16 protein-coding genes are annotated in these 14,740 nt (G+C 56.0%); 8 read left to right on the top strand and 8 right to left on the bottom strand.

Annotated elements, in window-relative coordinates:
• Positions 1-37: 37 nt before the first annotated feature.
• Together IM284_RS03785 and IM284_RS03780 are read right to left on the bottom strand one after the other, a co-directional pair.
• Entirely contained in the window at positions 38-1,444 is a 1,407-nt protein-coding gene (locus IM284_RS03785; RefSeq protein WP_047368397.1) for a DUF1996 domain-containing protein, read from the bottom strand.
• 143 nt (positions 1,445-1,587) lie between these two features.
• Complete coding sequence (locus IM284_RS03780) at positions 1,588-1,755, bottom strand: hypothetical protein (RefSeq protein ID WP_048338863.1); 168 nt, start codon at positions 1,753-1,755, stop codon at positions 1,588-1,590.
• Positions 1,756-1,996: 241 nt separating this feature from the next.
• Between IM284_RS03780 and IM284_RS03775 the strand changes: the two genes are divergently transcribed.
• From IM284_RS03775 to IM284_RS03760, 4 genes are read left to right on the top strand one after another with little or no spacing between them, the layout of a single operon-like run.
• Complete coding sequence (locus tag IM284_RS03775; RefSeq protein ID WP_047368757.1) at positions 1,997-2,827, top strand: ABC transporter substrate-binding protein; 831 nt, start codon at positions 1,997-1,999, stop codon at positions 2,825-2,827.
• Positions 2,828-2,829: 2 nt separating this feature from the next.
• Positions 2,830-3,645, top strand: coding sequence for an amino acid ABC transporter ATP-binding protein (locus tag IM284_RS03770; protein WP_047368396.1), 816 nt, complete (start codon positions 2,830-2,832; stop codon positions 3,643-3,645).
• Positions 3,645-4,391 carry an amino acid ABC transporter permease gene (locus IM284_RS03765; RefSeq protein ID WP_047368395.1) on the top strand — a complete coding sequence of 249 codons (747 nt, stop codon included), beginning with the start codon at positions 3,645-3,647 and terminating at the stop codon, positions 4,389-4,391. Before IM284_RS03770 ends, IM284_RS03765 begins: the two co-directional genes overlap by 1 nt.
• Positions 4,375-5,061 (top strand): amino acid ABC transporter permease, encoded by a 687-nt coding sequence (locus IM284_RS03760; protein WP_047368394.1) that lies wholly within the window; start codon positions 4,375-4,377, stop codon positions 5,059-5,061. Before IM284_RS03765 ends, IM284_RS03760 begins: the two co-directional genes overlap by 17 nt.
• On the opposite strand, the gene fumD is transcribed toward IM284_RS03760, so the two are convergent.
• From fumD to IM284_RS03740, 4 genes are all read right to left on the bottom strand, one after another.
• Complete coding sequence (gene fumD, locus IM284_RS03755; RefSeq protein WP_028012876.1) at positions 5,042-5,251, bottom strand: fumarate hydratase FumD; 210 nt, start codon at positions 5,249-5,251, stop codon at positions 5,042-5,044. The genes IM284_RS03760 and fumD overlap by 20 nt on opposite strands.
• A 110-nt stretch (positions 5,252-5,361) precedes the next feature.
• The gene (locus IM284_RS03750) at positions 5,362-6,174 is read right to left on the bottom strand and encodes a MetQ/NlpA family ABC transporter substrate-binding protein (RefSeq protein WP_028012875.1); all 813 of its coding nucleotides are present in this window, start codon (positions 6,172-6,174) and stop codon (positions 5,362-5,364) included.
• Positions 6,175-6,197: 23 nt separating this feature from the next.
• The gene (locus IM284_RS03745) at positions 6,198-6,866 is read right to left on the bottom strand and encodes a methionine ABC transporter permease (protein ID WP_028012874.1); all 669 of its coding nucleotides are present in this window, start codon (positions 6,864-6,866) and stop codon (positions 6,198-6,200) included.
• A complete protein-coding gene (locus tag IM284_RS03740) occupies positions 6,859-7,881 on the bottom strand; it encodes a methionine ABC transporter ATP-binding protein (RefSeq protein ID WP_047368393.1) in 1,023 nt (340 codons plus the stop codon). The genes IM284_RS03745 and IM284_RS03740 overlap by 8 nt, the downstream gene beginning before the upstream one ends.
• 400 nt (positions 7,882-8,281) lie before the next feature.
• Between IM284_RS03740 and IM284_RS03735 the strand changes: the two genes are divergently transcribed.
• From IM284_RS03735 to lpp, 4 genes are all read left to right on the top strand, one after another.
• On the top strand, positions 8,282-9,652 hold the full coding sequence (locus IM284_RS03735; RefSeq protein WP_047368392.1) for a cystathionine beta-synthase: 1,371 nt from the start codon (positions 8,282-8,284) through the stop codon (positions 9,650-9,652).
• Between the two features lie 11 nt (positions 9,653-9,663).
• On the top strand, positions 9,664-10,809 hold the full coding sequence (locus IM284_RS03730; protein WP_047368391.1) for a PLP-dependent aspartate aminotransferase family protein: 1,146 nt from the start codon (positions 9,664-9,666) through the stop codon (positions 10,807-10,809).
• A 377-nt stretch (positions 10,810-11,186) separates the two neighbouring features.
• Positions 11,187-12,599 carry a pyruvate kinase PykF gene (gene pykF, locus IM284_RS03725; protein ID WP_047368390.1) on the top strand — a complete coding sequence of 471 codons (1,413 nt, stop codon included), beginning with the start codon at positions 11,187-11,189 and terminating at the stop codon, positions 12,597-12,599.
• Positions 12,600-12,908: 309 nt separating this feature from the next.
• Complete coding sequence (gene lpp / locus IM284_RS03720; protein ID WP_001082307.1) at positions 12,909-13,145, top strand: murein lipoprotein Lpp; 237 nt, start codon at positions 12,909-12,911, stop codon at positions 13,143-13,145.
• A 60-nt stretch (positions 13,146-13,205) separates the two neighbouring features.
• Here the strand turns inward: lpp and IM284_RS03715 are convergent, their stop codons facing one another.
• Both IM284_RS03715 and sufE read right to left on the bottom strand, forming a co-directional pair.
• A complete protein-coding gene (locus IM284_RS03715; protein ID WP_193055728.1) occupies positions 13,206-14,219 on the bottom strand; it encodes a L,D-transpeptidase family protein in 1,014 nt (337 codons plus the stop codon).
• Positions 14,220-14,316: 97 nt separating this feature from the next.
• Complete coding sequence (gene sufE / locus IM284_RS03710; RefSeq protein ID WP_047368389.1) at positions 14,317-14,733, bottom strand: cysteine desulfuration protein SufE; 417 nt, start codon at positions 14,731-14,733, stop codon at positions 14,317-14,319.
• Positions 14,734-14,740: the final 7 nt, after the last annotated feature.

The following is a 14,740-nucleotide window of genomic DNA, read 5'->3' as shown; positions in this document are numbered from 1 at the left end:
AGTTAACGTTGATGAGAACAAAAAAACGCGGGCGTAATCAGATCTCCGGCGTTTTGCTAAAGCCGGTCAGCATCAGGATCAGGCTTTGCGGGGAAGACGCCGTCTCAAACTGGTAGTGATTTCCCTGACGATCGCCGCCGATGTACCACGAAATCTCGGTTTTCCCTTCTGCCAGCGCCTTGCGCACCGCCTTATCCACGTCCACCATCCGGTATTCGCGGGAGTGGTTAAGGTAAAGCACCGCATCCGAGCGGTAGTTACAGGCTGGCCGCGACTGCCAACTCACGCTGGCCGGATCCCAGTCGTTGCTTGCCGGATAGAAGAAAATTTGATCCGCGCCGTTGGTTTCCACTTTCCCGCCATAAATCCGCACGCGGTATTTAAACTGCGAAGGATCCTGTCCGGCAGGCAGCGGGGGAATGTGAAACTTCACCAGCGACAGCGTTTCGCTGTTTTTGGTGCGCCCGCCGTTCTGCCAGTTATCCTGCACCAGCAGGGCCTGGGGCTCTGGCTGGGTAAGCGTGGGCTCCAGGCTGCTGAGCCAGACGCTGGCCTTCGCTTTTGAATAACCATACGGAACGGTGGTGCCGCAGTCCAGACCGCGGTTCATGCACAGGTCGGTCATAAAGCGCGCGGCGTCTTCCGTCCAGCCGTTCATAAAATCAGCATGCGCCGTATACAGGCTACCCCACCGCTCTTCACGCTCGTTGCCGTGCATGATGGGGTCGAGGGAAAGCTGCGCTTTGCTGGTATCGAGCGAGCTAATCGTCGGGAGCACGTACGCAATGTTCATGTTCACGGTGGGAATTTTCACCGGGAAGTCGGACGGGCACTGCCCTTTGTTGTCGTAGGTGGCGTTGGCCAGACCGTGAGCGGGCTTAAGATTTACCCCGTCCCAGCAGTTCGGAAACTGAATGCCGATATTAAACTGCACGGCATCGTTCGCCTTGCGTAAGCCGCAGACCTCACCCGTTTTGGTGGTGTAGCCCTTGCCGTTAGCGCACAGGAAGGTGATATGTGGATTCGGGGCGGTGCCGTGATGATCGCCCGCCAGCAGCGACAGCCCCGCCGGGAACGGGTGCAGCGGCCAGGCGTCCACGTTCGATGCCTGATAATAGGTTTTTTGATAGGCGGGTTTGACCACCGTTCCGTCAGGCAATTTCAGAGAGGGTGCCCAGTAGGCCGAGCTGTCTGCTTTGTTATCGCAGGTGGTCTTTTCATCTTTACGCAGCGATTCACGGCTGGAGAAGGCATCCGTTTGCACGTTGCCAAAAAAATCGTGGAGCATGGCCTCGTTGGGCATGCCGTGCATCATAATGGCATCGTCGCCGAGCGTGTGGGAGTAACCGCAGACGACGTGTGCCTGTGGCGCAGCGTGCGCCGCCTGCATGGCAATCAGTAGTGCGGTGGCAGAAAGTGCCGGGGTTAATACTGTCCGTTTCATTATCATCTCCTTCTGAAAAGGAGATATTGGTATCAAAACGGCCAGGGTTTACCGAGGATTTGCCCGCGTATTTTTCCGTTCATCCCTGCTTTACACGGATCACGCACAGCTCATTCCAGTACGTTTCGCGCGTGCGGCGAAGTTCAGCGTGACGTTTTATCATGGAACCACTCCGGGTCGATGTTAGCGACGTCCACGCCATACAGGCTGGCAACAGGCAGTATTGACTCCAGAACACGCTGCGCGCTGTTCTCCGCATTCGCTGACCGGGTCGCAAAAAACCGCCGTAGCGTGCCGATCCATTTTTTCATTGCCTTTACCCCTCTCGCTTCACCAGCCCTGAGTTAAGCACGCGTTTCCTGGCCGCGGAAATATCAATTCCGGCAGTCAATGTGCAGGAAGTGCAAATAGCTCCTTACATTTACCTGCCGGTAACACACTGTTCACTAATGCTTTTTTGTATAGAGCAAAGAACATTTTCTTATTTGGCGATAGCTTTTGCTTATGGGAGCGTAACGGTGCAAAACAAAAACAACGGGACGAACGATGACTATGGCAGCAAAGATGAAAAGGTTTAAAAAAGGAACGGCAGTTCTGGGATTACTGGCCGCCGGGAGCCTGTTTTCAGCGCAGGCGCTGGCCGATCGGCTGGAAGATATTAAGGCCGCGGGGGTGGTGAAAGTCGCCACGTTTGACGCCAACCCACCGTTTGGCTCAATTGATGCAAAAACGCACGAGATCGTGGGTTACGACGTGGACTTTGCCAAAGCACTGGCAAAATCACTCGGCGTGAAGCTTGAACTGGTTGCCACCAATCCGGCCAACCGAATTCCGCTGCTTCAGTCCGGTAAAGCAGACCTGATCGTAGCGGATATCACCATCACCCCGGAACGCGCGCAAGTGATTGATTTCTCCATCCCCTATTTCGTGACCGGACAACAGTTCCTGGTTCCCGCCAAATCGCCCGATAAGCTGGATGAATACAGCCGGGCGCGCATTGGCGCGGTCAAAGGCACCACGGGTGAACAGGCGCTCCACCAGCGTTTCCCGCAGTCCCGCGTGCTGGCTTATGACGACATTCCTCTGGCGCTGACGGCGCTGCGCAACGGCAACGTACAGGCCATTACCCAGGACAGCACAATTCTTGCAGGCCTGCTGGCACAGGCCCCGGATAAAGCGAACTTTAAAATCCTGCCCGATCTGCTCAGTAAAGAAGAAATTGGCGTCGGGGTGAAGAAAGGTGAAACGGCGCTGCTGAAAGCCGTCAACGATGAGCTGGTTAATCTCGAGAAGAACGGTCAGGCGGCAAAAATCTATGACGTCTGGTTTGGCCCAAACACGCCCGCTCCACAGCCTCGCGCCTTTAAAATAGAAGCCAGGTAATTATGCTCTCAGGTTTATTTTCCCACTCCGCGGCCGGTGCCGCGGATTTTTCACATCTGGAACAGGCCAGCGTTGAGTTTCGTCACGTGGACAAACGCTACGGCGACCATCAGGTTTTACGCGACATTAACCTCACCATCACGCCCGGTGAAGTGGTTGCTATTCTCGGCCCTTCCGGTTCGGGTAAGTCAACGCTGATCCGTCTTATCAATCAGCTTGAAACCCTGAGCGGCGGGGAAATCCTGGTCGACAGCAAGCCGACCGGGCAGCTTTCCGGCAGCAGGCTGCGTCAGCTGCGCAGCCGCGTTGGATTTGTGTTTCAGCAGTTCAATCTGTATGCCCACCTCACCGCCAGCCAGAACATCACCCTGGCGCTGGAGCATGTGCACGGCTGGAAGCCGCAGCCAGCTCAGGAGCGCGCGCTGGCGCTGCTGGAGAAGGTCGGAATGCAGGAAAAGGCTCACCACTTCCCCGCTGAGCTTTCCGGCGGCCAACAGCAGCGCGTGGCGATTGCCCGCGCCCTGGCCTCGTCACCGCAGATCATCCTCTTCGACGAGCCGACGTCGGCGCTCGATCCGGAGATGATTGGCGAAGTATTATTCGTCATGAAAGCCCTTGCCCATAGCGGGATCACCATGATTGTCGTGACTCATGAGATGCAGTTCGCCCGGGAAATTGCCGACCGGATTGTCTTTATCGACGGCGGGCAGATTCTTGAAACCGCGCCGCCGGGGCAATTTTTCAGTCAACCGTCGCATCCCCGGGCGCAGCGTTTCCTGCAAAAAGTGCTGAACCCGCTGCACCAGGAGCACCTCTGATGTCCGCCCTCGACTGGCAGGGCGTGCTGGCCGGACAGCCTCTGCAGTGGATACTCTCCGGTTTTCTCACCACCCTGTGGGTGACGCTGGCGGGGGGCCTGATCGCCAGCCTGCTTGCACCGACCTTTTTGCTCCTGCGTCTTTCTGGTGGACGCATCGGGAATGCGGTCGTCAGCGGCTGGGTATCGCTGTTTCGCAATACGCCGCTGTTGGTGCAGCTGCTGTTCTGGTATTTCGCCGCCTGGAACGGATTACCGCAGGGCTTTCGAGACGCGGTGAATGCGGATCACAGCTGGTCAATTCTGCCCGGCGACGTCTGGTGGTTTACCCCTGAATTTTTATGTTCTGCCTGGGGGTTGGGCGTCTTTACCTCGGCATTCTTAATTGAGGAAGCGGCATCGGGACTGCGTTCTGTTCCTGCCGGACAGCAGGAAGCGGCGCTGGCGCAAGGGTTCTCCTCATGGCGTTTATTTCGCTACATCCTTCTTCCGCAGGGGCTCGCCAACGCCTGGCAACCCGTTGTCGGCCAGTACCTCAATTTGATGAAGCTCTCCTCGCTCGCCAGCGGGATTGGCTTCGCTGAGCTAACCTACCAGGTCCGGCAGATTGAAAGTTACAACGCCCACGCCATGGAGGCGTTTATCGTCGGTACGGTGCTCTATTTGCTTACCGGCATTGTCATGGGGATGGTGCTGGTGCGCGTCGGCCCGCATTCAGGGAGGAAGAAAGATGATTGCAGGATTTAACGTTATTGTCGAAAACCTGGATTATCTGCTGTGGGGACGAACGGCAGCGGGTGAACCCGGCGGCGTACTGCTTTCGCTGCTGATGGCCGCAGGGGCCGCCCTGCTTGCGCTTCCCGGCGGCGTGGCGCTGGCGTGCCTCGCCTGGCGCTATCCTGGGCTGGTGCGCAGGGGGCTTTTTCTGTGGGCGGAGTTGATTCGCGGTATTCCCCTGATTTTTGTGATTTTCTGGATGTGGTACCTGTTGCCGCTGATCACCGGCGGGGATCTGCCGGGGGCGCTGACCGTGACGCTGGCGCTGGCCTGGTTTACGGCGGCATCGGTGATGCATTCGGTTTTTGCCGGGCTCAGGGCGCTCCCTGCGGGTCAACATGAGGCCGCGCTGTCTCAGGGGTTCAGCACGCAGCAAACCCTGTGGCGCGTGCTGCTGCCGCAGACGCTGAAAAATATTTTGCCGTCGCTGGTGGGAATTTTTATCAGCCTGCTGAAGGATACGTCGCTGGCATTCATCGTCAACGTCCCGGAGCTAACCACGGTGGCGGGACAGGTCAACAACCGGGTGCAAATCTACCCGGCGGCCATCTTTATCTTTACGGGTGCGGTCTATTACCTGCTCTGCTGCTCGCTTGAACAGGTCGCGAAACGCTGGCGCGTTAGCCGGCCAGCGCCTTAACCACCGTTTCCATCGCTTCGGTTGTCAGTGCGCTGCGCTTGATGCGCTGGTTCGCCAGCGCCGTGCGCAGCACGCCCGCAATGACAATATGCTTCGGCTCCTGCCCTAAATCACGCATCTCCAGCACCACCTTTCCGACCACCCGGCACATCTCCTGGTACAGCGCTTCATCTTTGGTCACGTTACCCATCGTCATCACTCCATTGCCTGTTAAACGTTGAGCTTAAATGATTCTCCCGCCGGATACAAAAAAGAAGCCCGGCGAGGATCTCGCCGGGCTTCTTCTGTAAAATCAAATAATTAGTTGTTTACTGGAATGACCGCGCCTTTGTATTTGGTGCGGATCCAGTCCTGAATTTCTTTGGAGTGCAGCACGTTCACCAGCGCGACGATGTCTTTCTTTTTCTCGTCGCCGCGATGTACGGTAATGATGTTGGCGTACGGGTTGTTTTCACCGCTCTCTACCGCAATCGGGTCGTGAACCGGATCCAGACCGGCGTCTATCGCATAGTTGGCGTTAATCACCACCGCGTCGCCTTCGTCGTTGTTGTACATCTGCGGCAGCAGGGACGCTTCCACGTTCGGCGTGAACTTCAGTTTTTTCGGGTTCTCAACGATATCGCTGATGCGCGCCGTCACTTTGTCGATGCCCGGCTTCAGCTTGATCACGCCCTCTTTTTCGAAGATGGAGAGAATACGGCCTTCCTCGGAAACCGCATCACGCATGATGATCTTGCCGCCTTCCGGCAGGTCCTTCAGGGATTTGTATTTTTTTGAGTAGATGCCGATTGGCTCAATGTGGATCGCGCCCGCACTGACAAAATCGTAGTCTTTATCGCCCGCATGATCTTTCAGCACGCTGTTCAGGTAAGGAATGTGCTGGAAATAGTTCGCGTCGATGTCATGACCCGCCAGCGCAGTGTTCGGCAGAATGTAGTCCTGGAACGGTTTAATCTCCAGGTCGATACCCTGCTTCGCCAGAATCGGCTTTGCCTGCTCCAGAATTTCGGCGTGCGGCGTGTTGGATGCGCCCACGGTCAGGGTGTCGGCCCAGGAGGCGAAGCTCAGGGCGCTCAGGGTTGCGGCGGCGATCAGTGTCAGTGTCTTTTTCATGATGTGGTTCCTGTGTGTATTTATTAGCGTTTATCTAACAGTGAAGTAATGACATCGCCGCAGAACTGGATAATGAAAACGATGATTAAAATGGTCACCGTTGCCACCAGCGTGACGTCACCATGGTTGCGCTGGAATCCTTCCAGATAAGCCAGATTTCCTAAACCGCCGGCGCCAATCACCCCCGCCATGGCGCTGTAGCTCACCAGCGCAATCAGCGTCACCGTAATACCTGATACCAGTGCAGGTGATGATTCCGGCAGTAAAACCCGAAACACGAGCGTGCTCAGTCGTGCGCCCATCGAGCGCGTTGCTTCAATGACCCCTTTGTCCACTTCGCGCAGGGCGATCTCCACCAGACGCGCATAGAACGGCGCGGCGCCGACAATCAGGGCCGGCAGCGCCGCGTTAGCGCCAAGGATGGTGCCGACGACGGTCTTGGTGAACGGGATCAGCAGAACGATGAGAATGATGAACGGAATAGAGCGGAACACGTTCACCACAATCGAAATGACGCTGTAGACCGTGCGGTTGTGGAACAAGCCACCGCGCGCAGTTAAAAACAGCGCCAGCCCCAGCACGATGCCCAGAACAAAGGTCGCCACGCCGGACAGCGCGGTCATGTACAGCGTCTCCAGCGTTGCAGCCCAGAGCTGATCCCACTTGAGATGTGGAAAGAGATTCTCAGACATGTTTAATTACCTCGCCTTCAATATCGCTGTGCTGCAGGTCGGCGAGGATATTGTTCAGTTGTTCATCGGATGCCGCCACGTGGACCCAGAGCTGCCCGAAAACACCGTGGGCGGTCTGCGTCATTTTTCCGTGCAGGATGTTAAACGGCAGGCCGTAGCGCAAGGTGAGTTCCCCGACAATCGGCTTGTGCGTGCTGTGTCCTGTAAAGGTCAGCCTGATCACCGTGCCTTCCAGATCGTTTGCCAGTTCGGTATTGAAGGTCTCTTCCTCGGCATACTGGCTCACCTGGCGGACAAACTGCTGCGTAATCGGCTGCTGTGGATGGGTAAAGACGCTCAGCACGTCGCCCTCTTCTACCACTTTGCCGTTCTCCATTACCGCCACGCGGTCGCAGATTTTGCGCACCACGTGCATCTCGTGCGTGATCAGTACGATGGTGAGTTTGAAGCGGCGGTTAATGTCCAGCAGCAGATCGAGGATCTGATCGGTGGTCTGCGGGTCGAGCGCGGACGTAGCCTCATCGCAGAGCAGCACGTCGGGGTTGTTGGCCAGCGCGCGCGCAATCCCCACGCGCTGCTTTTGCCCGCCGCTCAGCTGCGACGGATACGCATTTTCGCGTCCCTTCAGGCCAACCAGCTCAACCAGTTCGGCGACGCGCGCCTTAATCTTCGCTTTTGGCACACCGGCAATTTGCATAGAGAAAGCAATGTTCTCACTCACCGTGCGCGACCACAGCAGGTTGAAGTGCTGAAACACCATGCTGATCTTCAGACGCGCCTGGCGCAGTGCTTCACCTTTTGCGGCGGAGATATCCTGTCCGTTAATGGTGACGCTCCCGGCGCTGGGTTTCTCCAGACCGTTCAGCAGGCGAATCAGCGTGCTTTTCCCGGCGCCGCTGTAACCGATAATGCCGTAAATCTGTCCCTGCTCTATCGTCAAATTGACGTTATCAACGGCTGTGAGTGCCACCTTTCCGTTGTCAAAAATCTTCGAAATATTGCTCAGTACAATCATTCTTATTCGTTATCCGTGCCGCCCTCGGCGGTTTAGCAGTATGGATGTCCAAACGATAGTAAACAGGCGTTATCAGCTTTTAAATGAACAAAAAAGAATGTGTTATAACTTTCGGAAATAAATAGCGGATTTACCGGGTGGGAAGCATTTAGACCAATTTCAGCAATGATTATCTGCCGGATGCATATCTGCTGGCGGACGCGCGCAAAAAACGGTCATTTTTGCAGCATTTTATCCCGATATAGCCATCCCCACATCCAGACAACTTTACGTCTTGCTGTCCTGACATCCAAAAACGGTATTTATATTCCTTTCTGTTCTAAACGGCAGTGAATGGTTCTTTATTGAGAAAATTTCACCGCCCTATCATCCCGTCATGACATACCGAAAGGAAAACATCATGACGATTTACCACTCTGTCACCGAACTGATTGGCCGCACGCCGCTGATCCAGCTGCATAAGCTTGATACCGGTCCCTGCTCACTGTTTCTGAAGCTGGAGAACCAGAACCCCGGCGGCTCGATTAAAGACCGCGTTGCGCTGTCGATGATTAACGAAGCGGAGCGCACCGGCCAGCTGCAGCCGGGCGGCACGATTATTGAGGCCACGGCGGGCAATACCGGCCTCGGCCTGGCGCTGATCGCCGCCCAGAAAGGCTACTCGCTGATCCTCGTAGTGCCCGACAAAATGAGCCGCGAAAAGATTTTCCACCTGCGCGCGCTGGGTGCTCAGGTGGTGCTAACCCGCTCGGACGTGAATAAGGGCCACCCCGCCTATTACCAGGATTACGCCCGGCGTCTGGCCAACGAGCTGCCCGGCGCGTTTTACATCGACCAGTTTAATAACGTGGCCAACCCGCTGGCGCACCGCACCACCACGGCACCGGAGCTGTACGAGCAGCTTGACGGCAGAATTGACGCCATCGTGGTCGGCGTCGGCTCAGGAGGTACGCTCGGTGGCCTGCAGGCGTGGTTCGCCGAGCACTCTCCGCACACGGAGTTTGTCCTGGCTGACCCCGCCGGATCCGTTCTCGCTGACCAGGTGGAAACCGGACGCTACCACGACGCGGGCTCCTGGCTGGTAGAGGGAATTGGTGAAGATTTTATTCCGCCGCTGGCTCACATCGAAGGGGTGAATCGCGCCTGGCGCATCTCCGACCGCGAAGCCTTCGCCACCGCGCGCGAGCTGCTGAAAACGGAAGGCATTCTGGCGGGCTCCTCCAGCGGCACGCTGCTGGCGGCGGCGCTGAAGTATTGCCAGGCGCAGACCACGCCGAAGCGCGTGGTGACCTTTGCCTGTGACAGCGGCAATAAGTATCTCTCGAAGATGTTTAACGACGACTGGATGCGCCAGCAGGGGCTTATCACGCGCCCTCAGGCGGGCGATCTCTCTGACTACATTGCCCTGCGCCATGATGAAGGCGCTACCGTCACCGCCGCGCCAGACGATACGCTTTCCACCGTGCTGGCACGCATGCGCCTGTATGACATCTCTCAGTTGCCGGTCCTGGAGAACGACAAGGTGGTGGGCATTATCGACGAGTGGGATCTGCTGCGGCATATCGGCGGCGACGGCGACCGCTTTGCCCTGCCGGTCACGGCGGCCATGACCCGTCAGGTGGAATTTCTCGATAAACGAGCCCCGGAGAGCGCTCTGCATGCCATCTTCGACCGAGGTCTGGTAGCCGTCATTAACGACAATGACCGTTTTCTCGGTCTGATTACGCGCAGCGACGTCCTGACCGCGTGGCGCAATCGTCTACAGCAATAAAGGATTAAACGATGAAAAACCTGGCAACCCTGAGCGTCCACAGCGGCGCATTCAACGACCCGCACGGCGCCGTCATGCCGCCGATTTACGCCACGTCGACGTTTGCGCAACCGTCACCCGGCGAGCATACCGGCTATGAGTATTCCCGCAGCGGCAACCCAACGCGCCATGCGCTGGAAACCGCCATCGCCGAACTCGAAGGCGGCACGCGCGGCTACGCCTTTGCTTCCGGTCTGGCGGCCATCTCCACGGTGCTCGAGCTGCTGGATAAAGACAGCCATATCGTCGCCATTGATGACGTTTACGGTGGGACGTATCGCCTGATCGAAAATGTACGCAAGCGCAGCACCGGCCTGCAGGTTAGCTGGGTTAAGCCGGACGACTTAGCCGGGCTTGAGGCCGCCATTCGCCCGGAGACCCGCATGGTGTGGGTCGAAACGCCGACCAACCCGCTGCTGAAGCTGGCGAATCTGGCGGCCATTGCGGCGATCGCCCGTCGTCATAACGTCATCAGCGTGGCGGATAACACCTTCGCATCGCCGGTGATCCACCGCCCGCTGGCGTCCGGTTTCGATATCGTGGTGCACTCCGCCACCAAATACCTTAACGGACATTCTGACGTGGTGGCCGGGCTGGCAGTGGTTGGAGATAATCCGGCGCTGGCGGACCAGCTTGGCTATCTGCAAAATGCGGTCGGTGGTGTCCTGGATCCGTTCAGCAGCTTCCTGACCCTGCGCGGTATCCGCACGCTTGCGCTGAGGGTAGAAAAGCACAGCAGCAACGCGCTGGAGATTGCGCAATGGCTGGCGCAGCATCCTCTTGTCGAAAAAGTGTTCTATCCCGGCCTGGAATCACATCCGCAGTACCAGCTTGCCCGCACGCAGATGGCGCTGCCCGGTGGCATGATTTCCGTCGTGGTAAAAGGCGATGCGCAACGCGCCAGCGAGGTGATTCGCAACCTGAAGCTGTTCACCCTCGCGGAAAGCCTGGGCGGCGTGGAGAGCCTGGTGAGCCAGCCTTACAGCATGACGCACGCCTCGATTCCGCTGGAGCAACGGCTGGCAAACGGCATTGTGCCGCAGTTGATTCGCCTGTCGGTAGGCATTGAAGATCCAAAAGACCTGATTGCCGACCTCAGCCAGGCGCTGCAAAAATAAGCAAACGGCGGCAGGTCGCTCACCTGCCGCCAAAAGTTGTCATCATGGCTTAACGCCTTGATAACAATATTATGTGAAACGGCATTGATTAATTCTGAAACACCGTTTCCATTTTCCTTTTATCTTAAAATTAGCGTATAATGCGCGCCAAATCCCTGGTGAATGGTTTCAGCGCTTGGAATACAAAAAACAACGTACAACTTCTCCTCTCCTTCGTCGGGCTGTCACTCAGGCACACTTTCTTCTGCACGCTCATTTGATGTCTCCTATCCTTAGTGCGTGTCATATACTCTTTTGCAACACAGGTTTGACTCCGCGGCGGTGCGCCCCCGGAGCGAGATTTCCATATCCTTCCCAACTTAAAGACTAAGACTGTCATGAAAAAGACGAAAATTGTTTGTACTATCGGCCCGAAAACCGAATCCGAAGAGATGCTGAGCAAAATGCTGGACGCCGGCATGAACGTGATGCGTCTGAACTTTTCCCACGGTGACTACGCAGAACACGGTCAGCGTATCAAGAACTTGCGCAACGTGATGAGCAAGACCGGTAAAAAAGCGGCGATCCTGCTCGATACCAAAGGTCCGGAAATCCGTACCATCAAACTGGAAGGCGGTAACGACGTCTCTCTGAAAGCGGGCCAGACCTTCACCTTCACTACCGACAAATCCGTTGTTGGTAACAGCGAAATCGTTGCGGTCACCTATGAAGGCTTCACCAGCGATCTGTCCGTGGGTAACACCGTGCTGGTCGACGATGGTCTGATCGGTATGGAAGTCACCGCTATCGAAGGTAACAAAGTTATCTGTAAAGTGCTGAACAACGGCGACCTGGGCGAAAACAAAGGCGTTAACCTGCCGGGCGTTTCTATCGCGCTGCCAGCACTGGCGGAGAAAGACAAACAGGACCTGATCTTCGGCTGCGAACAAGGCGTTGATTTCGTTGCGGCGTCCTTCATCCGTAAGCGTTCCGACGTAGTTGAAATCCGTGAGCACCTGAAAGCCCACGGCGGCGAGAAGATCCAGATCATCTCCAAAATCGAAAACCAGGAAGGCCTGAACAACTTCGACGAAATCCTCGAAGCGTCTGACGGCATCATGGTTGCGCGTGGCGACCTGGGCGTTGAAATCCCGGTTGAAGAAGTGATCTTCGCGCAGAAGATGATGATCGAGAAATGTGTTCGCGCGCGTAAAGTGGTTATCACCGCCACGCAGATGCTGGACTCCATGATCAAAAACCCACGCCCTACCCGCGCTGAAGCAGGCGACGTGGCGAACGCCATCCTCGACGGTACCGATGCAGTAATGCTGTCCGGTGAATCCGCGAAAGGGAAATACCCTCTGGAAGCGGTCGGCATCATGGCAACCATCTGCGAACGTACTGACCGCGTGATGACCAGCCGTCTGGACTTCAACAACGACAGCCGCAAGCTGCGCATCACTGAAGCAGTATGCCGCGGTGCGGTAGAAACCGCTGAGAAACTGGAAGCGCCACTGATTGTTGTTGCGACCCAGGGCGGTAAATCTGCACGCGCAGTGCGTAAATACTTCCCGGATGCCACCATCCTGGCCCTGACCACCAACGAAACCACCGCACGTCAGCTGGTGCTGAGCAAAGGCGTGGTTGCGCACCTGGTCAAAGAGATCGCCTCGACTGACGATTTCTACATTCAGGGTAAAGCAATGGCTCTGGAAAGCGGTCTGGCGCAGAAGGGCGACGTGGTTGTAATGGTTTCTGGTGCTCTGGTACCAAGCGGAACAACCAATACTGCCTCCGTTCACGTGCTGTAATAATTCACGAACGAATTAAATTTGATAAAAAGCGCCCAATGGGCGCTTTTTTTATTCCCGGCATTAGCCAAATTCATTCAAAAAGCAAATCGGGTTTTTCTATTTAAATGCGATTTATCTAAGATGAATCCGATGAAAAATGCCTTTTTTTACATAGCTTTTTACTCAAAACGCACTGATTCGATGCTTCTTTGAGCGAACGATCAAAAATAGGCGTATTCCCATCAAAAAAATATTCTCAACCCAAAAAAGTTTGTGTAATACTTGTAACGCTACATGGAGATTAACTCAATCTAGAGGGTATTAATAATGAATCGTACTAAACTGGTACTGGGCGCGGTAATCCTGGGTTCTACTCTGCTGGCTGGTTGCTCCAGCAACGCTAAAATCGATCAGCTGTCTTCTGACGTTCAGACTCTGAACGCTAAAGTTGACCAGCTGAGCAACGACGTGAACGCAATGCGTTCCGACGTTCAGGCTGCTAAAGACGACGCAGCTCGCGCTAACCAGCGTCTGGACAACCAGGCTACTAAATACCGTAAGTAATAGTACCTGTTAATAAAATGGCGCACATTGTGCGCCATTTTTTTTGCCTGCGTCAAACTGCTACTGCGTTACCTTTTCCCCTTCCTCTTCTGCTACCGCAGCAGACACCCGGCTGTTCTGCACTGACAACACGCTATTGCTGGCCGACGGGCCGCTACCCGCGGATACGACAACCGGGATCCCGGCACGGCGCGCCAGGGCTTTATCAATTAACGCCTTATCGCTTCCGGCCTGAGAAACAAAGGTGGCAAAGTCTGCCGAGTGGGTAATGGGCGAAATTTGCGGGTTCTCGCCCTCCACCTGCGCCAGCGGACGGTGGACCTCAATATAGCGCTTACCGTCCGGCTCAACCGAGAATTTCACCGGCTCGTTGATGATCTGTACCCGCGTGCCGACCCGCACCTGTTCAAACAGGGCTTTAATATCCGGGGCGTTCATTCGCATACAGCCGGAACTGACGCGCAGACCTACGCTGTCCGGCGCGCTGGTGCCGTGAATAAGATATTCCCCATTACCAATTCCCAGACGCAGCGCATAGCGCCCCAGCGGGTTATTTGGCCCCGCCGGGACGACGGGTGGCAATTTAATTCCCTGGGCCAGGGAACGCGCTCTGATGCCCGCCGTTGGCGTCCAGGTTGGATTAGGGATTTTTTGGCTGACGCGGGTGGTGCTCACCGGCGTTTCCAGCCCCAGCTGTCCGATGCCGAGCGGGAAGACCTGGACAATATTTTCTCCCAGTGGGAAGTAGTAGAGCCGAAGCTCGGCCAGGTTAACCACAATGCCTTCGCGCGGGGTATCCGGCAGCAACATCTGCGACGGGATCGTGATAACGGTACCCGGCGCCGGGTTTACTGGCGCAATGGTATTGTTCGTTTCAAGGATCACCTGCGCCGCCGTATTAAACCGACGGGCGATAGTCTGAAGCTTATTATCCCCTTCCTGTATCGTGTAGGTTTGATTTTGCCCAATCAGACGGCTGCCTGCGGGCGGCAACGGATAGTCCATCGCGCGGGCCGAATTAAACGTACCGAGCGAACTGAGGAGTAATAGAGTTATTAGAGACGCGCGCTTCATGCTGAGATTCCTTATTCACTGGCAGGATGCCAGAAAGCTGAAAAACCAGCGAGGCGGGAACCACCTCGCGAAACAGAATGAATGCTGTTCTGTAAGTCTAGCTAAGGATTGCAGCTTTGGCGCGAATGGCGCGAATCATCGCTTCCAGCCCCTGGGAGCGGGACGGGGTGAGGTGTTGGGTCAGGGCCATTTTTTCAAACCACGGGCGGACATCGAACGCGACGATATCCTGCGCCGACATCCGGTGGTAAAGAATAAAGACGACCGCAATCAGCCCTTTTACAATGGCCGCATCGCTGTCGCCGTGCAGGGCGATAGTGCCGTCGTCAGACTGCTCCATCACAATCCACACCTGGCTCTGGCAGCCCTGAATAATGTTTTCCGGGTTATGCCCCTCTTCACCGAGCGGCGGCAGACGCTGCCCCAGCTCGATGATATAAAGGTACTTCTCTTCCCAGTTTGCACAGCGTCCAAAGTTGCGCAGCAATTTGTCTCTGTCCGGCAGTTCTGCCATCTTTTGC

The sequence above is a fragment of the Enterobacter cloacae complex sp. P12RS genome (genome assembly GCF_014895875.1).
GTDB classification, from domain to species: domain Bacteria; phylum Pseudomonadota; class Gammaproteobacteria; order Enterobacterales; family Enterobacteriaceae; genus Enterobacter; species Enterobacter bugandensis.
Note: the sequence above shows the minus strand (reverse complement) of the source record. Positions and strands in the feature narration are given on the sequence as shown.

Excerpts from the sequence above, each read along its gene's own strand:
- IM284_RS03740 (WP_047368393.1), bottom strand. The coding sequence starts at position 7,881 with ATGATTGTACTGAGCAATATTTCGAAGATTTTTGACAACGGAAAGGTG.
- IM284_RS03785 (WP_047368397.1), bottom strand. The coding sequence starts at position 1,444 with ATGAAACGGACAGTATTAACCCCGGCACTTTCTGCCACCGCACTACTG.
- lpp (WP_001082307.1), top strand. The coding sequence starts at position 12,909 with ATGAATCGTACTAAACTGGTACTGGGCGCGGTAATCCTGGGTTCTACT.
- IM284_RS03780 (WP_048338863.1), bottom strand. The coding sequence starts at position 1,755 with ATGAAAAAATGGATCGGCACGCTACGGCGGTTTTTTGCGACCCGGTCA.
- IM284_RS03770 (WP_047368396.1), top strand. The coding sequence starts at position 2,830 with ATGCTCTCAGGTTTATTTTCCCACTCCGCGGCCGGTGCCGCGGATTTT.
- IM284_RS03735 (WP_047368392.1), top strand. The coding sequence starts at position 8,282 with ATGACGATTTACCACTCTGTCACCGAACTGATTGGCCGCACGCCGCTG.
- IM284_RS03775 (WP_047368757.1), top strand. The coding sequence starts at position 1,997 with ATGGCAGCAAAGATGAAAAGGTTTAAAAAAGGAACGGCAGTTCTGGGA.
- pykF (WP_047368390.1), top strand. The coding sequence starts at position 11,187 with ATGAAAAAGACGAAAATTGTTTGTACTATCGGCCCGAAAACCGAATCC.
- IM284_RS03715 (WP_193055728.1), bottom strand. The coding sequence starts at position 14,219 with ATGAAGCGCGCGTCTCTAATAACTCTATTACTCCTCAGTTCGCTCGGT.
- IM284_RS03745 (WP_028012874.1), bottom strand. The coding sequence starts at position 6,866 with ATGTCTGAGAATCTCTTTCCACATCTCAAGTGGGATCAGCTCTGGGCT.
- IM284_RS03760 (WP_047368394.1), top strand. The coding sequence starts at position 4,375 with ATGATTGCAGGATTTAACGTTATTGTCGAAAACCTGGATTATCTGCTG.
- sufE (WP_047368389.1), bottom strand. The coding sequence starts at position 14,733 with ATGGCAGAACTGCCGGACAGAGACAAATTGCTGCGCAACTTTGGACGC.
- fumD (WP_028012876.1), bottom strand. The coding sequence starts at position 5,251 with ATGGGTAACGTGACCAAAGATGAAGCGCTGTACCAGGAGATGTGCCGG.
- IM284_RS03765 (WP_047368395.1), top strand. The coding sequence starts at position 3,645 with ATGTCCGCCCTCGACTGGCAGGGCGTGCTGGCCGGACAGCCTCTGCAG.
- IM284_RS03750 (WP_028012875.1), bottom strand. The coding sequence starts at position 6,174 with ATGAAAAAGACACTGACACTGATCGCCGCCGCAACCCTGAGCGCCCTG.
- IM284_RS03730 (WP_047368391.1), top strand. The coding sequence starts at position 9,664 with ATGAAAAACCTGGCAACCCTGAGCGTCCACAGCGGCGCATTCAACGAC.